Raw genomic sequence first — 16,749 nt, 5'->3', positions numbered from 1 at the left:
TTTTAGATATGAAGGGAGTTCGGCAGGAAGGCTGTTCGCCATCTCCCGCCGAACTCCATGCTCAGCTTATGCCAGACCTAATTCTTCTTTCATTTTTCGAAGCATCAATCGGCTTGATTCATCCGCTTTTTCGTCGACCCAAGCAAAAACGGCATTCGTCGCAATTCCGTCGAACTTCATCTCTCTCAGCTTTCTGAAGATTGTATCGAAATCAACCTCGCCTTGACCAATGTCCAAATGCTGGTGAACCGTTACTTTCGCGTCAGGCGGATTGACGATGTAGCGCAGGCCATGAGCCGCTTTATGATTAAAGGTATCTGCAAATAAAACATGTGTGAGGCGGTCGCCGGCTTCGTCAAACATTGTCTCGATATCGCCTTTGCCGTCATCATAGAAGAATGTATGCGCAGTCGAGTAGACAAGGTTGATCCAATCCCGGTCAAGCGCGCGGATCATATCCATTGCCCCTTTGTGCGTTTCGATAAAATCATATGGATGGGCTTGAAGATTGAGTTTAATGCCTTCTTTTTCAAAAACGGGCAGAAGCTCATCCATGGATTTGATAAATTTTTCTTCACTTGTTAAAGGATCATATTTTGAACCGCTGAATTCGCTGTTCATTAAATCCACTTCTAGTTCAACCGCAATTTCGATCGCCCTTTTCCAATTGCGCACCGCAGCCTGGCGGCGGTCTTCTTCAGGACCCGCCCAGTGGTAAAGCGGAAGGAGTGATGAAAGCTTAACACCTGTATCTCTTAAAAGCCGCTTTAATTGTTTGATCTTTGCTGAATCGACTTTCGGATATTTATAGAATGGACAAAAATCCTCGCGCGGCGACAATTCGATATATTCATAACCAAGCTCCGCCGTTTTATAGACCATTTCTTCCAGCGTTAAATCATCTCGATACATCGATGGATCCAATGCTAATTTCAAATTTTTTCACTCCTCAATATTTCTAGTTTTCAACTGTTGTAAAGGATTGATAGAATTCCGGTTTTTCCTTCAATTCAACCTTTTCTTTTTGTCCAGATTCCTGGGCTTTTACACACGCGTCAGTCGTAACGGCAGCAATATAGCCGTCCCATGCCGTCGGCCCGCTGACTTCGCCTTTTTTCTGGATGGAATCAATGAAGTCTTGGATTTCCACATCGTACGCATCCACAAAGCGTCTCTGCCAATCCATCAGAATATCTGTGCTGAATTTTCCCTCTTTTCTCACGCTGATGCTTGATGGTTCAGGAAGCCTAATGATCCCGTCTTCTCCAACGACTTCACACTGAATGTCATATCCGTATTTACAATTGACGTAAATTTCAGCGTTGATCACAATGCCGCCTTTTGTTTCAATCACAACTATTTGCGGATCTTTTAGATGCGGCAGCGCATTTTTCGATTTTTTCGGATAGATGACTTGAACAGACTCATAGTCATCATTGACGAGCCAATGAAGGACATCAATTTCATGAACGAGCGTATCGACAACTGCCATATCAGTCGTATAATTTTCAGCTACAGCCGGGTTGCGGTGCGCGCAGTGAATCATAAGCGGCTCTCCGATGACATTGTTGTCGAGCGCCTCTTTCAACTGTACGTAACCGCTGTCATAGCGGCGCATAAAACCGACTTGAACGAGGCGTTTCCCCGTTTTCATTTCCTCTTCGACAATACGCATGCATCCTTCAGCAGTTGTCGCGAGAGGCTTTTCACAGAATACATATTTCTTGGCTTTAATCGCTTTCAAAACACTGGACTCGTGAGCCGGTCCCCAGCTTGTGACCAAGACAGCGTCTACATTTTCATCAGCAACGAGGCTGTCATCATCAGGATAAACAGTTGCGTTTAATTGATAGTCTTGAACGACCTGTTGTGCCGCTTCTTGATTGACATCCGTTACAGCCACAATCTCCGCGCCAGCCAGTTTGTTCGTGATGCGGTTAATGTGCTCTTTTCCGATTGCCCCAGTTCCGATAACACCAATACGTAAAATCATTGATCGTCACTCCTTCTAATAGTCATTACATGATTATTCTATCGTTACCTTGCTTGGCAGGAGGAGTTCCATAAAGGTCTTCTTGAATTTCTTTAAGCGACTTGCCAGACGTATTCGGTGCGAAAATAAGCCCTATGATCATACTAGCCGTCACACATCCAAGGAGAATCGCAGCCATAAAGCCAATGCCGAAGTTCGTCATAATCATCGGTACAAACAAGCTCCAAACTCCTATCGAAATACGAACAAGAAAGAACATCAATCCTTGCGCTGAAGCACGGTATTCTGTTGGAAACAGCTCGCTGGCCCATAATTGGTAGTTCGCTTGCTGCCCGGCTCCGTTATTGATTCCCATAGCCACGATAAACAGGAGCAGAATAGGCATGCCTTGAACCGGCATCAGAAACAGCGACCATCCGATGACCGCCATAAAGGCGCAAATACCAAAAACAGTTTTTCTGTATTTATCTGCAAAAGGCATGAAGATAAAAGCAACACCCAGTCCGGTGAAAATAAACAGACCCATTTGCAGGAGATTTGCCATATTGGCAGAAACGCCCCCGACTTGCTGGTATATATAAGGCATGAAAAATCCCATGACCCCGGCTGCTAAATTCCAAAGCAGATAAACACCCATTAGAAACAAAATTTTCTTTAAGAATGTAGGCTTGAGTAAGTTTAGATAAGACGTTTTATTCACCAAGACCGCACCTTCAGCCTGTGGTTGTTTTGATTGACCTTTCCAAGCTTCAGATTCAGGCAATCGAATTCTTAATATATAAGTGATCAACGCAATCACTAATAAATGAGCAAACACAATTTTATTTCCCAACAGGCCTAAATCGCCGACCAGCACTGACAGCATCAGGACGACTACTGCTCCGGCAGCCCAAGCCACCTGTGCAACACCGCAATGCCTGGCTCGGTTTCTCTTTGGCGCGTTTTCCGCAATGATGGTCCACGATGCCGTGATATCCGCACCTACAGAGATACCGATAATCATGTAACCGCTTAACAGCATGGGAAAATTCATTCCAAACAGCACCAAACAAATCCCTAACGCGTACACTAACATGCTGTTTGTGTAGACCGCTTTTCGTCCCACTTTGTCCGCGAGATATCCGCCGAGCAAAGCGCCGACTGCCGCTGAAATGGCGTTTGCGCTAAACGCGCCGAGCAATCCGATTTGGCTGTCTGACAGCTTCAGGTAGCTGACCCACATTGATAAACCTGCTGATCCTGCCACGATGGAACCTGCATCAATATAGTTTGCTAATGCTGCGGCGATGGTCCTTTTATTAAAAGCCGAATCCGCCTTCGCACTATTCATATTTGGTCCCCCTCTAGTCAGTTTGCAAGATCGAGCAGCTGACGATCAATATACTTTCTGGCCAAAAGCGCATATTCAAGCGGATTTGCAACAGCCGGGTCTTGTTCCGCTTCAATCACGATCCATCCGGAATAATCGTGTTTCAACAAGGTTTGATATACTTCTACAAAATTGATGCATCCATCTCCGGGAACAGTGAACATGCCTTGCAAAAAGGACTGCTGAAAAGATCTTCCCTCTTTTTTGCATTGCTCCATGACGTTTACCCGTGCGTCTTTGAAGTGGACATGTTTAATCCGGTCAATATGCTTTTCAAGTATTGTCAGGTAATTGCCGTCCGAGATATAAGCGTGGCCTGTATCATAGAGAAGGTGTACATGCTTTGCGTCCGTTCCGTCCATAAGGCGGTCTACTTCTTCCGCTGTTTGGACTCCGGTGCCGAGATGATGGTGATAGACAAGCTTTAGGTCATACTTTTCAGCGATTTTGCCAAGGTGGTTTAATCCCTCACAAAGCCGTTTCCATTCCTCATCTGTAAAGTAAGGCTTCTCTTTAAACACGTCTTTTTCCAACCCTTGCACACTGTAGGTTTGTTCAGAAACGACAGCGACATCCGCGTGCACCTGATTCAAATATTCACAATGTGCGGTAAACTCCTTCTCCGTTTCATCAAGCCCGTCGCGCAGGATAAAGCTGCTGAACCATTTCCCGGCAATCCGTAAGTTTCGAAGCTCAAGCTCCTTATTGAGGATGGAGGGTTCAGGGAAAAATCCTCCTACTTCCGTACCTTGAAAGCGTGCGACAACGATATCGCTTAACAAATGCTGCAATGTATTTCCCGCTCCGATCTCAGGAATATCATCATTACGCCATCCTATGGGGGCGATGCCCCATAGAATCTCTTTTTTGCCCATCGTGATGTCCTCCCCTCTAGTACTGCTTCGCAGACTCCAGCATTTTCTCTTTGGCTTCATATGCCTTCTGGACGCTTTCTTGCTCAGAAACTTCAGCAACGCCGACATGCCACCAGCTATCATAGCCGTCCGTCATCGTTTTCGGCAGCACTTTCATTTCTATCAAAGTTGACACGTCTTGCTTCTTCGCATCTTCTAACGCTGCTTTCAGCTCTTCTGCCGTGTTGGCGCGGTAGGTTTTGGCTCCGTAGCCCTCAGCCACTTTTGCATAGTCCACGTTCAAAATTTGATTGTCGTCTGTGCGGAACTCACAATAATAGCTGCCGCTTCCGTGATCCATTTGCAGATTGTTGATACAGCCGAATCCTGAGTTGTCAAAGAGCAGGACATTGATTTTCTTGTTGTACTGAATTGCCGTGATTAATTCGGAGTGAAGCATCAAGAAGCTGCCGTCTCCGACAAGTGAATACACTTCTCTGTCCGGATGGGCTAATTTAAGTCCGAGTGTGCCGGACACTTCATACCCCATGCATGAATAGCCATATTCCAGATGATACGTATTCGGTACATGAGAATGCCATAAGCGCTGTAAATCTCCTGGGAGGGAGCCTGCTGAACTGATGACAACGCTGTCTTCGGGAATCGTCTCATTAATCGTTAGCAGCGCTGTTGTTTGCGGAAGCTCGGTATCCAAAGCGTCAGCGTACTCATTCAGCACGTCTTGATTAAAATGATTTTTAATTTCCGGCACAAATTCTTCGCGTTTAAATGTCACCTTGCTGAGCCGGTCACGTTCAGCCAGCCACTCTTCTTTAAGATCCTGAATGGTTGAACCAAATTCGCTTTTGTACCCTTCCAATAAGCTGTGCAGCTTGCCGAGCGTTACTTTCGCATCCGCTACCACTTGGAACGCATCCAGTTTGTACGCTTGCATTCTGCTGACATTGATATTCAAAAATTTCGCTTTATCAAAATCAAATGCAGTCTTAGAGGAAGTCGCAAAGTCGGTATATCTGGTGCCGATTCCGATGATCAGATCTGACTGGCGGGCCGCTTTATTCGCTGCGAGTGTTCCGGTGATTCCCATCCCGCCTAAATTGTTGGCAAAATCGGCTTCAACCGTGGATTTACCTGCCTGCGTTTCAACCAATGGAATGTTGTATGCTTCAGAGATGGCGATTAATTCTTCGCGTGCATCAGAATATTTAGCGCCTCCGCCCACTAAGATCACAGGGTTTTTGCTTGATTTGATCAGCTCCGCCGCGCCTTGCAATTCACGCTCGCTCGGCTGCATCCGGTCAATATAATGAATCCGTTTGACGAAGAAACTTTCATCGAAATCATACGCTTCCCCTTCAACATCTTGTGAAATACAAATCGTTGCAGGACCGGCTTTCGCAGGATCAGTCATGACTTCAAATGCGCGGATCAAGCTGCTCATAAGCTGTTCAGGACGCGTGATGCGGTCCCAATACCTTGATACCGGCTTCAATGCATCGTTTGTCGTAATCGCCGCGCTGTATTCTTGTTCCACTTGCTGCAGCACTGGGTCAGGCTGTCTTGTCGCAAACGTGTCTGCCGGAATCAAAAGCACAGGAATATTATTTGCCAGCGCCGTACCTGCGGCTGCCGTTAAGTTGGCCGCTCCCGGTCCGACAGATGTCGACACTGCATAAATTTTTCTTCTCAGCATTTGCTTGCTGTATGCCATGGCAGCGTGTGCCATACCTTGTTCATTCTTACCTTGAAATACTTTTAAATGGCCGGCATCTTGTTCCAGCGCTTGACCGATCCCTACCACATTTCCATGGCCGAAGATGGTGAAGATCCCTTCAACGAAAGGCTCTTCCTTCCCGTCAACATGGATATACTGCTGGTTTAAGAATTTTATCAGCGCTTGTGCTGTTGTTAAGCGAATTTTCTTCCCCACAAACGATCCCACCTTTATTCGTTCTATTTAAAATGATGGCTGAGCCTCAACGAGCTGTTCGATTTCTGATACGGTCGGCATTGCTTCCGATGAGCTATGCTTGCTGACAACGATGGATGCGGAAGCGCTTCCGTATTTCAATGCCGTTTCGATATCTTTACCTGAAACAAGGCCATAGATAAAGGCTGAAGCATACGAATCTCCAGCTCCAAACGTTTTCAAGACATTCGTCTTGTATGCTTTCGCGCGGAATACTTCTCCAGATTTGCTATATGCGTATGACCCTTCGACACCATGCTTGATGACGACCAGGTCTGCGGAATGTTGAAATAAGTATTTAACCGACTCGTCGTTGCTGCCTCCGATGCGGTTTTCCATCATGTCGAATTCATCCCGTGTGCCGATCACGATGTCGGATTGTTCAGCAATCAATGTATAGTAAACGGAGGTTTCTTCAGTTGATTTCCATGTATAAGGGCGATAATCGAGTTCAAATACGACTTTCACCTGATGCTTTTTCGCCAGATTCACAGCTTTTAAGACAGCTTCACGAGAAGGGCTTTTCGCAAGAGCCGTCCCTGAGACAAGCAGCATCTTTGCTTTTGCGATATACGCTTCACTGACTTCAGATGGTTCCAGATATAGGTCTGCCACATCATCCCGGTACATTAAAATGCTGCATTCTTCCGGGCTTTTGATTTCCGTAAAGGCAAGGCCGGCTTTATGTCCGTCTTGGTCGACAATCATTTGTGTCGTATCAATGCCCGTGTTTCTCATATAGGATTCTATGAATCTTCCATGCTGGTCATCAGGAATTTTGCCGATGAAACCCGCTTTTAGGCCCAGCTTGGAACTTCCGATCGCAATATTGGCCGGTGAGCCGCCGACATATTTTGAAAACGTCATCGTTTCTTCCATTGGCCGATTGTACTCCACCGCATTTAAATCAATACATGCGCGTCCGATGGCAACAATATCAAAATCCTTATCTTCATTAAACGTATACTTCATCGTAAACAGCCACTCCTCACTGATTGTTAGCGTTCCAGAATCCATTCATGGTCGGGATCATTATGAAACTTCCACTTTCTTGCCGGTCCTGCCATTACATTTAAATAGTACGATGCATATCCATCCGGAACCCCAACCGGGTGATAGCCCGCCGGCACGATGACAACGTTTTCATTTTCTACAGTCATTGTCTCGTCAATTGAACGGTCATCCGTATACACACGCTGGAATACAAAGCCTTGCGGCGGGTCCATTTCGTGATAATAAGTTTCTTCTAAAAAGGATTCTGCAGGTAAGTTTTCTTGGTCATGTTTATGGGGCGGGTAGCTCGACCAGTTTCCGCTGTCTGTATATACTTCAACAACTAACAGACTGTTTGCTGACGGGTCTGAATCAGGCAAAATGTTATGCACAATCCGTTTGTTTGAGAGTTTTCCGCGGTGTTCAACGCCGTTATCTTCCGCTTGGATCAGCTTTGTCGGCAGCTGCTTTTCAGACGGAGAATAGCAAAGCGCCACTCTGGCTTGGCTGACCGCTGTAATCTCAAAGGATTGATCGTTTGACACATAGACGCTGTCCGTCGGTATTCTTTCAAATACACTGTCGCGTGTGCCGATGCTTTCAAATGTTTGATCATGATCAGTGACTGTGATTTTACCTGTAACCGCAACAATGCAGCATTCTATTTTTTGTAATTCCTCTGTATAGCGGGAACCCGGTGCAAGGTCCACAACTTTAAATTCAACATATTCGAGATCTGAATTTGATGTTGTTACTTCATGTACAACCTTTACGCCTTGAGAAAGCTCATCCGTTTGAGGCTTCCGCAATAAATAACTCATAAAAAAAGACCTCCTCATTGGTTAAATAGGCCCGAACAGCGCAGCCGCGCTGTTCGGTCTCTTCATATATTAGTTAAAATCAGGAGACGGATATCTTGCTGTCACTACTTTTTTACGAGTATAGAAGTCTACGCTGTCTTTTCCGTTCGCATGTAATGTGCCAAAGAATGAAGACTTCCAGCCGGAGAACGGGAAGAATGCCATTGGCGCCGGTACGCCCAAGTTGATGCCAAGCATTCCCGCATCAATGTTCTCACGGAAGTAACGAATGGCGTTGGCATTAGACGTGAATAAGCACGCGCCGTTTGCAAATTCAGACTCGTTGGCGATCTCAACGGCTTCCTTCAGATTCTTCACACGGATGACAGATAAAACAGGGGCGAAGATTTCGTCCTTCCAGATTGTCATATCCGTTGTCACGTTATCAAAGATCGTCGGTCCGACAAAGTAGCCTTCGTCAGATACGTTTTCACGGCCGTCACAAACCAGTCTCGCGCCCTCTTCAAGGCCTTTTTCAATATAACTGAGTGTGCGTTTTTTGTTATCTTCACGAATGACAGGTCCTAAGAACACACCGTCATCAAGTCCGTTCCCCATTTTCACGCTTGCCGCTTTTTCTTGTAATTTCGCCATGAATTCAGCAGCGATTCCTTCTTCAACCGTTACGACCGCACAAGCCATGCAGCGTTCTCCGGCTGAACCAAATGCAGCGCCGATAATGTTTGTGATCGTATCTTCCATATGTGCGTCATTCAGGACAATCGTGTGGTTTTTGGCGCCGGTCAAAGCTTGAACACGTTTTAAGTTTTCGCTTCCTTTTTTAAATACATATTCGCCGACCGGTTTAGATCCGACAAATGAAATCGCTTTAATTTCCGGGTGTTCGAGTACGCCGTTCACTACGTCATGAGCACCGTGCACTACGTTGAAGACCCCTTTTGGAAGTCCGGCTTGTTCGAAAAGCTCGACCAGCTTCTCGGTTAACAGCGGTGTACGCTCAGACGGTTTTAGAATGAATGTGTTTCCTAATGCGATCGCCATCGGGAACATCCAGCAAGGAACCATCATCGGGAAGTTAAATGGCGCGATTCCGCCGACAACTCCGATGGGGTAGCGGTAGTTTGCAGCTTCTACATCAGTTGCGATTGATGCGAGGGAATCTCCCATCATTAAGGATGGCGCTCCTGCGGCAAACTCAACGTTTTCGATACCGCGTCCGACTTCGCCTAACGCTTCAGTTGTGTTTTTACCGTTTTCTAATGTGATCAGACGAGCGAGCTCTTCTTTATTTTGCTGAAGGAGCTGCTGGTAGTTAAATAGAATTCTTGCTCGGCGCGGCACAGCTACTTTTGACCACTTCTTAAAGGCTTGAGATGCTTTTTCAACCGCGTAATCTATATCTTCTTTAGTAGAAATCGGAACTTGGCACAGAACTTCTTTTGTTGCCGGATTGACAACGTCTTCATATGTATCTGTTTTACTTTCAACCCATTCACCATTAATGTAGTTTTTTAGTTTTCTAATTTCAGCCATCTTTATTGCCTCCTTCAATAGTAAACATCAAACGCTTATATAAATGATGCGAGGATGGTATAAATGATTGATTGCCATTATCCTTCATTCATGACCCGTTCTTCCAAAAAAACTCGAATTAACCGCTTTCACTAAAGCCCCCTTAGTTTCTCATGGTTTAAACCTTATAAGAAACCAGAGCAACAGAGTATTTTTTGGTCATTTCTTGGTTATATTCTAATTGCATCTTACCCACAAGTCAACCATATTATCTTAATTTTTTCATTATTTTTATTATTTCTTTATCTCACACTTTTTGAGTCCAAACTTGGCTGTAAGACGAGTCCTTGCAAAAGACATATACGAGTGTTATCATTTTTTAAGTAAATATTGATTAACTTTTGGTTATGTTATATATTTGAATTAATTTAAGATTAGAAGGAGACTTTTGTATGAAACTGATGCGGATACAGGAGATGGAGGAATACATTTTAACGAATGGCACCGTTTCGTTAGATGAACTATGCCAGGTCTTCAATGTCTCTAAAAACACGGTCAGACGCGATATCAACAAATTAACTGAAAAGGGTGCCATCCAAAAAGTATACGGCGGTGTAACGTCAATTGAGAAATCAGCACTCATTCCTTTTGAAAACCGTACAATCCAAAACCAAGATGAAAAAACGAAGATCGGCCATTACGCTTCACGATTTATAGAAGACCAAGATCTCATTTTCATCGACTCGGGCACAACCACCAAATCAATTATGGATACGCTTGATCAGGGCAGAAACGTGACGATTCTGACCAATAGCTTAGACGTAATCAATGCTGCCTCATCATTAAATAATGTAAATTTGCTTATCATCGGAAGCAGCTATAAGAGAAAAACAAGATCCTTTGTCGGAATTGATGATCCCGGCACATTAGACAAATACAACATTAACAAAGCCTTTATGTCATCAACCGGAATCACGCTCACACACGGTTTAACCAATTCCGATTTGATGGAATATGAAATCAAAAAGAAGATCTCTGAAAAAGCAAAAGAAGTGTATTTACTCGCTGATCACTCTAAATTTGGCAAGTCAACTCTGCTGACGTACGCACCGTTTAAGCGAGTGGATTGCATAGTAACATCGAAACCGCTGGATGAGGAATATAACAAGTTTTGCAAAGAGCATCAAATTGATATTCATCTGGCACAGAGTTAACATTAGAAGGGAACTTGACCGGGCATACATATGAAAGCGCCCCATCGGAAAAGTTTCATATATATCCATTCATTTTTCTAGGAGGATTAACCATGCAAAAAACAAGAATCGGCAAATCAGACCTGCAAGTATTTCCAATTGGTTTAGGAACAAATGCTGTTGGAGGGCACAACCTTTATCCAGATTTAAATGAAGAAGCAGGGAAAGAACTGGTTCGTGAAGCACTTCGCAACGGCGTGAATTTATTAGATACCGCTTACATTTACGGGGTAGGCCGCTCTGAAGAATTAATCGGCGAGGTCCTTCGTGAATATAACCGGGAAGATGTCATCATCGCAACAAAAGCCGCCCACAGAAAAGAAGGTGATGACTTTGTCTTTGATAACTCACCGGCATTTTTGAAACAATCTGTTGAAGACGCGCTTAAACGCCTTCAAACCGATTACATTGACCTTTTCTACATTCATTTTCCTGATGACCATACACCGAAAGATGAAGCCGTGAAAGCCCTGCATGAGTTAAAAAAAGAAGGGAAAATCCGCGCGATCGGCGTATCTAACTTCTCTTTGGAACAATTAAAGGAAGCCAATAAAGACGGATTTGTCGATGTGCTGCAAGGCGAGTATAATCTGTTAAACCGTGAAGCAGAGTCAACATTCTTCCCGTATATTATGGAAAACAACATTTCATTCGTTCCGTTCTTCCCTCTAGTGTCAGGACTGCTGGCAGGGAAATACACAGAAGACACAACGTTCCCAGAGGGCGACCTTCGGAGAGAACAGGAAAATTTCCAGGGTGACCTTTTCAAAGAAAATATCAAGAAAGTCAATCAACTGGCGCCAATTGCCGAAAAGCACAATGTCGGCATTGCCCATGTGGTACTGGCTTGGTACCTTGCAAGACCTGAAATTAATATTTTAATACCTGGGGCAAAACGTGCAGAACAGCTGAAAGATAATATGAAAACAGCAAACGTTGAGCTGACGAAAGAAGATATTTCATTTATTGATGAATTGTTTGCTTAAGACATAAAACAGATTGATGACAAAATGCCAAAACGGTTTTATGTTTTGGCATTTTGTTTTCTTTTCAGCGTGGCGGACTTCGGCAGGCTGCCCGTGCTATTAGCCGCTGATCTTTTTCTCTTGAGCACCGGCGCGCAGACCTGACCCGGATCAATAAAAACCAAATTCAATCTGCTGTCTACAGCAAAATACTCCTCCCTCTCAAGCAGCAAAACAAAGCTTTCTTCTTGTCTGTCGGAGCTCCCTTCATGGTCCTTTTCTTGCGTGAGTGTGGTTGTGGCACTTAAAATGGGACAGAAAGGAATGATCACTTTGGCAAAGACAGAATTTCCCCTTATCACTCACAATCTTTCTCTCGATCTAGTAAATACCGAAATCATAAGCTATGATAAACGGCACGATCACATCCATTCAGAAGAAGATCTGATGAAATGGTTAGACAAAATGGGAGAAGCAGCTCCTTTTCTAAACCGCTCTGCGTTAAAAAAAGTCCAAGAAGATTTTTCAAATGTATCACAAAAGATTCTCCAATTCCGTTCCGTACTGAGAGAACAATTCGAGGACATTGCCGAGGGCGGGGAGCCTGCACCGTCTTTTGTCTCTTTCCTGCAAGACCAAATCGCAGCTGCACCTTTTACTTATAAAATCATTGATGACAAGCTCGCGCGCATTCCTGCCGGAAACATTGATGATGCGATTCTTTCTCTTATCGCTTACGATGCATTATGGCTTATTCATACAAAAGAAATAAAGCAGTTGAAGCGATGCGCCAATGAAAAGTGTATTTTGCTTTTTCTCGATAAGACCGGAAGACGAAAATGGTGCTCCATGAAGATATGCGGAAACAGACAAAAGGTCTCACGCCATCAGAAAAAAACAAATAAATGACATAAACGAGCAGAAAGCTGTCCTTCAATGGGACAGTTTTTTTATATCCACGCATTAAATTAACCATTAAATTAATAATTGACAGGTTAGTTTTCAATGATTATTCTATACATACAGGAGGGGATAATTTTGGAAACCAACTATTTGTTGAAAATGAAAGGAAAGGGAAAAACGCCTTTAAAGATAAACGGTAAGGACGCTGCTACAGGTCTTATAGGCGGATTTATCACCATTTTGGCATTAGCCTCATTAACGTCTTACACATCAAGCCTATGGTTAATGGCGCCTTTTGGAGCGAGCTGTGTGTTAGCATTTGGCGCTTGGAATGCACCTTTATCACAACCCAGAAATGTGATTGGCGGCCACTTCATTTCTGCACTGACGGGCCTTATTGTGTTTCATTTATTCGGTGCTCATCCATGGACATTCGCATTAGGGGCAGGGCTCGCTATTTTCTTTATGATGCTGACCAAAACCACTCATCCTCCCGCCGGTGCAGACCCGATTGTTGTCATTCAGGGAGCGTATAGTTGGAGTTATTTGGTTTTTCCGGTGCTGATAGGATCTTTCATCATCGTGATTATCGCTCTCTTGCTGAATAACTTGCGCGAGAACCGCCAATATCCTACATTTTGGATATGAGTGATAACCTGCAATATTAAACAAATTAAACTTTTTCAATTGCAAATGTTTCGAGTCTAATAGGTAAAGGGTACTAAATAATTACTTATAAAAACTTAGATATTCATCTATTGGTTCAAGACTGAGGAGGAACATTTGTGAACACAAACACAAGGAAATATATGATTTACTTTTTCGGTGCTTTAGGGGGGCTGCTTTACGGATACGATACGGGTGTCATCTCTGGAGCGCTGCTGTTTATCAACAATGACATTCCTTTAACGACATTAACAGAAGGATTGGTTGTCAGCATGCTTCTCCTTGGCGCGATTTTCGGTTCTGCCTTAAGCGGCACATGCTCAGATCGCTGGGGCAGGAGAAAGGTTGTATTTGTTCTATCCATTATTTTTATCATCGGAGCGCTGGTTTGTGCATTTTCTCAAAACATAACCATGCTGATTGCGTCTCGGGTGATTCTCGGTTTGGCTGTGGGAGGTTCAACGGCTCTTGTACCCGTGTACCTTTCTGAAATGGCGCCGACGAAAATCCGCGGAACACTTGGAACCATGAACAATTTAATGATTGTAACGGGTATTTTACTCGCATATATCGTGAACTATCTTTTCACACCGTTTGAAGCATGGCGCTGGATGGTCGGTCTGGCTGCGGTGCCGGCCGTTCTTTTATTAATCGGTATCGCATTTATGCCGGAATCGCCAAGATGGCTGGTAAAGCGCGGGCGTGAAGATGAAGCAAAAAAAATCATGGAAATCACTCATGATCATCAAGAAGATATTGAAATGGAACTGGCAGAAATGAAACAAGGCGAGTCAGAGAAAAAAGAAACGACACTAGGCTTACTGAAAGCAAAATGGATTCGCCCCATGCTTCTGATTGGCGTCGGGCTTGCCGTTTTCCAACAGGCTGTCGGGATTAACACGGTAATCTACTATGCGCCGACCATTTTCACTAAGGCTGGCCTCGGCACATCGGCATCAGTGCTTGGCACAATGGGAATCGGCGTACTTAACGTCATCATGTGCATCACAGCGATGATACTAATAGATCGCATCGGCCGCAAAAAACTGCTGATCTGGGGAAGCGTCGGGATTACGCTGAGCCTGGCCGCACTATCGGCTGTGCTCCTGTCTTTGGGACTCTCTACATCAACAGCATGGCTGACCGTCGTATTTCTCGGGGTTTATATCGTGTTTTATCAGGCGACATGGGGTCCGGTTGTATGGGTTCTGATGCCTGAACTCTTCCCGTCCAAAGCCCGCGGAGCCGCGACGGGCTTCACCACTTTGGTGTTATCCGCAACCAACCTTATCGTGTCGCTGGTCTTCCCGCTGATGCTCAGCGCAATGGGCATCGCATGGGTCTTTGCCATCTTTTCAGTCATTTGTCTTCTCTCATTTTTCTTCGCCCTCTACATGGTTCCTGAAACCAAAGGGAAAAGCTTAGAAGAAATTGAAGAAAGTCTGAAAAACCGATTTAAAAAGAAGAAAAACAGACAAAATCAAATGCTTAACGAGCGAACATCGTAAACAAAAAAGGAATCGTCTCTGGACGATTCCTTTTTTTATGGTCACACCATAACCTTGCATATATTGTTCGTAAACTCCACCGGATCTTGGATCGGCAGACCTTCAATCAGAAGCGCTTGGTTATATAAAAGATTTGTGTATAAGCTCAATTTGTCTTTATCCTGTTCAAATGCATCTTGCAGTGTTTTGAATACTTCGTGATTCGGGTTGATTTCCAACACTTTTTCAGCCTTCACATTTTGATTGTCCGGCATCGCGTTTAGGATTTTTTCCATTTCGATTGTCACTTCGCCGTCAGCGGCAAGGCAGACCGGATGGGATTTGAGGCGTTTTGACACTTTGACGTTGTTGACTTTGCCAGACAAAATGCTTTTCATTTCCTCAAACAGATCTTTGTATTTGTTTTCTTCTTCTTCGGACTGTTTTTGATCCTCTTCCGTATCGATTCCCAAATCACCGCTTGATACGGATTTGAACTCTTTTTCCTTATAAGTGGTAAGCATTTTAATCGCAAACTCGTCTATATCCTCTGTAAAGTACAGAATTTCATAACCTTTGTCGGCTACCATTTCTGTTTGCGGCAATTTCTCAATTCGCTCATACGAATCACCGGACGCGTAATAAATATATTTCTGATCCTCCGGCATTCTGGATACGTACTCGTCTAAGCTGACCAGTTTTTTCTCCTTAGAAGAATAGAATAATAAGAGATCCTTCAATACATCTTTATGAGCGCCGAATTCATTGTACACGCCGAATTTCAGTTGTCTGCCGAAAGATTGATAGAATGATTCATATTTTTCTCTGTCATTTTTCAGCAGGCTTTGCAGTTCGCTTTTGATTTTTTTGTTGATGTTTTTCGCAATCAGCTTCAGCTGGCGGTCATGCTGCAGCATTTCTCTGGAAATGTTCAGCGACAGGTCCTCAGAATCAACCATCCCCTTCACAAAGCTGAAATGGTCCGGAAGCAGATCCGCGCATTTGTTCATGATCAGTACGCCATTGGAATACAGCTCAAGCCCCTTCTCATATTCCTTAGAATAATAGTCAAACGGCATATTTTCAGGAATAAATAAAATTGCGTTATAGCGAACGGCACCATCAACACTGATGTGCACATGAGTGAGCGGTTTATCAAAGCCGTAATGCTTTTCGGAATAAAACGTTTCATAGTCCTCATCGGTCAGCTCGTTCTTGTTTTTTCTCCAGATCGGCACCATACTGTTGACCGTCTGTTCTTCCTGAACCTCTTCAAACTCATTGTCACTGTCTTCTTTTGGCTTATTAACAGTCTCATCCATTTTGATCGGATAGCGAATGAAGTCAGAATACTTTTTGATAATCGCTTTTAAACGATAGTTTTCTAAAAACTCATCATAGCTATCGTCTTCTGTATTCTCTTTGATCTTCAGGATAATGTCTGTTCCGACGGAATCCTTCTCACACTGCTCAATCGTGTAGCCGTCCGCACCCGCAGACTCCCACTTATACGCCTCTTCACTGCCGAGCGCCTTACTGACGACCGTCACCACATCGGCCACCATAAACGCCGCATAAAATCCGACACCGAATTGGCCGATGATATCATGCCCGTCCTTCAGTTCATTTTCCTTTTTAAACGCAAGAGAACCGCTTTTCGCAATGGTTCCGAGATGCTGTTCAAGCTCATCTTTTGTCATGCCAATCCCTGTATCAGAGATGGTCAGCGTTCTCGCGTCTTTGTCAGCCGCTACTTTTATGTAGTAATTGTCTTTATCGAAAGTTAATGCATCATCCGTCAGCGCTCTGTAGTAAATTTTATCAATCGCATCACTCGCATTGGAGATTAACTCACGCAGGAAGATTTCTTTTTGGGTGTAAATGGAGTTAATCATCATATCAAGCAGTCTTTTGGACTCTGCTTTAAATTCTTTTTTGGCCAT

The 16,749-nt window shown here is 44.1% G+C and carries 15 protein-coding genes; 5 read left to right on the top strand and 10 right to left on the bottom strand.

The window, feature by feature from the left end:
* Positions 1–66 precede the first annotated feature (66 nt).
* From AXI57_RS00680 to iolA, 8 genes are all read right to left on the bottom strand, one after another.
* On the bottom strand, positions 67–936 hold the full coding sequence (locus AXI57_RS00680; protein WP_061668944.1) for a sugar phosphate isomerase/epimerase family protein: 870 nt from the start codon (positions 934–936) through the stop codon (positions 67–69).
* 22 nt (positions 937–958) lie between these two features.
* Complete coding sequence (gene iolG, locus AXI57_RS00675; protein ID WP_061668943.1) at positions 959–1,993, bottom strand: bifunctional inositol 2-dehydrogenase/D-chiro-inositol 1-dehydrogenase; 1,035 nt, start codon at positions 1,991–1,993, stop codon at positions 959–961.
* A gap of 25 nt (positions 1,994–2,018) precedes the next feature.
* Positions 2,019–3,323, bottom strand: a complete 1,305-nt coding sequence (locus tag AXI57_RS00670; protein WP_061668942.1) for an MFS transporter — start codon at positions 3,321–3,323, stop codon at positions 2,019–2,021.
* Between the two features lie 17 nt (positions 3,324–3,340).
* Positions 3,341–4,237, bottom strand: a complete 897-nt coding sequence (gene iolE, locus AXI57_RS00665; protein WP_061668941.1) for a myo-inosose-2 dehydratase — start codon at positions 4,235–4,237, stop codon at positions 3,341–3,343.
* Between the two features lie 16 nt (positions 4,238–4,253).
* Positions 4,254–6,167, bottom strand: a complete 1,914-nt coding sequence (gene iolD / locus AXI57_RS00660) for a 3D-(3,5/4)-trihydroxycyclohexane-1,2-dione acylhydrolase (decyclizing) (RefSeq protein WP_061668940.1) — start codon at positions 6,165–6,167, stop codon at positions 4,254–4,256.
* A 27-nt stretch (positions 6,168–6,194) separates the two neighbouring features.
* Positions 6,195–7,178 carry a 5-dehydro-2-deoxygluconokinase gene (iolC, locus tag AXI57_RS00655; protein WP_061668939.1) on the bottom strand — a complete coding sequence of 328 codons (984 nt, stop codon included), beginning with the start codon at positions 7,176–7,178 and terminating at the stop codon, positions 6,195–6,197.
* 26 nt (positions 7,179–7,204) lie between these two features.
* A complete protein-coding gene (iolB, locus tag AXI57_RS00650; RefSeq protein WP_061668938.1) occupies positions 7,205–8,020 on the bottom strand; it encodes a 5-deoxy-glucuronate isomerase in 816 nt (271 codons plus the stop codon).
* 69 nt (positions 8,021–8,089) lie between these two features.
* Positions 8,090–9,553, bottom strand: coding sequence for a methylmalonate-semialdehyde dehydrogenase (iolA, locus tag AXI57_RS00645; RefSeq protein WP_061668937.1), 1,464 nt, complete (start codon positions 9,551–9,553; stop codon positions 8,090–8,092).
* A gap of 431 nt (positions 9,554–9,984) precedes the next feature.
* On the opposite strand from iolA, the gene AXI57_RS00640 reads away from it, so the two are divergent.
* Positions 9,985–10,746 carry a DeoR/GlpR family DNA-binding transcription regulator gene (locus tag AXI57_RS00640; protein ID WP_003326205.1) on the top strand — a complete coding sequence of 254 codons (762 nt, stop codon included), beginning with the start codon at positions 9,985–9,987 and terminating at the stop codon, positions 10,744–10,746.
* Between the two features lie 92 nt (positions 10,747–10,838).
* Complete coding sequence (locus tag AXI57_RS00635; RefSeq protein WP_010790460.1) at positions 10,839–11,771, top strand: aldo/keto reductase; 933 nt, start codon at positions 10,839–10,841, stop codon at positions 11,769–11,771.
* 38 nt (positions 11,772–11,809) lie between these two features.
* On the opposite strand, the gene AXI57_RS00630 is transcribed toward AXI57_RS00635, so the two are convergent.
* Positions 11,810–12,112 (bottom strand): hypothetical protein, encoded by a 303-nt coding sequence (locus AXI57_RS00630; RefSeq protein ID WP_238380152.1) that lies wholly within the window; start codon positions 12,110–12,112, stop codon positions 11,810–11,812.
* On the opposite strand from AXI57_RS00630, the gene AXI57_RS00625 reads away from it, so the two are divergent.
* From AXI57_RS00625 to AXI57_RS00615, 3 genes are all read left to right on the top strand, one after another.
* Entirely contained in the window at positions 12,075–12,659 is a 585-nt protein-coding gene (locus AXI57_RS00625) for a CGNR zinc finger domain-containing protein (RefSeq protein ID WP_013390705.1), read from the top strand. The genes AXI57_RS00630 and AXI57_RS00625 overlap by 38 nt on opposite strands.
* Before the next feature lie 153 nt (positions 12,660–12,812).
* Positions 12,813–13,301: an HPP family protein gene (locus AXI57_RS00620; protein ID WP_223827886.1), complete on the top strand. Its 489-nt coding sequence runs from the start codon at positions 12,813–12,815 to the stop codon at positions 13,299–13,301.
* Positions 13,302–13,438: 137 nt separating this feature from the next.
* Positions 13,439–14,827 carry a sugar porter family MFS transporter gene (locus tag AXI57_RS00615; RefSeq protein WP_061668934.1) on the top strand — a complete coding sequence of 463 codons (1,389 nt, stop codon included), beginning with the start codon at positions 13,439–13,441 and terminating at the stop codon, positions 14,825–14,827.
* Between the two features lie 41 nt (positions 14,828–14,868).
* On the opposite strand, the gene htpG is transcribed toward AXI57_RS00615, so the two are convergent.
* A complete protein-coding gene (gene htpG / locus AXI57_RS00610) occupies positions 14,869–16,749 on the bottom strand; it encodes a molecular chaperone HtpG (protein ID WP_061668933.1) in 1,881 nt (626 codons plus the stop codon).

Origin of the sequence: Bacillus atrophaeus, assembly GCF_001584335.1 — a bacterium.
Classification (GTDB): Bacteria; Bacillota; Bacilli; order Bacillales; family Bacillaceae; genus Bacillus; species Bacillus atrophaeus.
This window is presented reverse-complemented; position numbering and strand designations above follow the sequence as displayed.

Excerpts from the sequence above, each read along its gene's own strand:
- iolG (WP_061668943.1), bottom strand. The coding sequence starts at position 1,993 with ATGATTTTACGTATTGGTGTTATCGGAACTGGGGCAATCGGAAAAGAG.
- AXI57_RS00670 (WP_061668942.1), bottom strand. The coding sequence starts at position 3,323 with ATGAATAGTGCGAAGGCGGATTCGGCTTTTAATAAAAGGACCATCGCC.
- iolE (WP_061668941.1), bottom strand. The coding sequence starts at position 4,237 with ATGGGCAAAAAAGAGATTCTATGGGGCATCGCCCCCATAGGATGGCGT.
- iolC (WP_061668939.1), bottom strand. The coding sequence starts at position 7,178 with ATGAAGTATACGTTTAATGAAGATAAGGATTTTGATATTGTTGCCATC.
- iolB (WP_061668938.1), bottom strand. The coding sequence starts at position 8,020 with ATGAGTTATTTATTGCGGAAGCCTCAAACGGATGAGCTTTCTCAAGGC.
- iolA (WP_061668937.1), bottom strand. The coding sequence starts at position 9,553 with ATGGCTGAAATTAGAAAACTAAAAAACTACATTAATGGTGAATGGGTT.
- AXI57_RS00640 (WP_003326205.1), top strand. The coding sequence starts at position 9,985 with ATGAAACTGATGCGGATACAGGAGATGGAGGAATACATTTTAACGAAT.
- AXI57_RS00635 (WP_010790460.1), top strand. The coding sequence starts at position 10,839 with ATGCAAAAAACAAGAATCGGCAAATCAGACCTGCAAGTATTTCCAATT.
- AXI57_RS00625 (WP_013390705.1), top strand. The coding sequence starts at position 12,075 with ATGATCACTTTGGCAAAGACAGAATTTCCCCTTATCACTCACAATCTT.
- AXI57_RS00620 (WP_223827886.1), top strand. The coding sequence starts at position 12,813 with ATGAAAGGAAAGGGAAAAACGCCTTTAAAGATAAACGGTAAGGACGCT.
- htpG (WP_061668933.1), bottom strand. The coding sequence starts at position 16,749 with ATGGCCAAAAAAGAATTTAAAGCAGAGTCCAAAAGACTGCTTGATATG.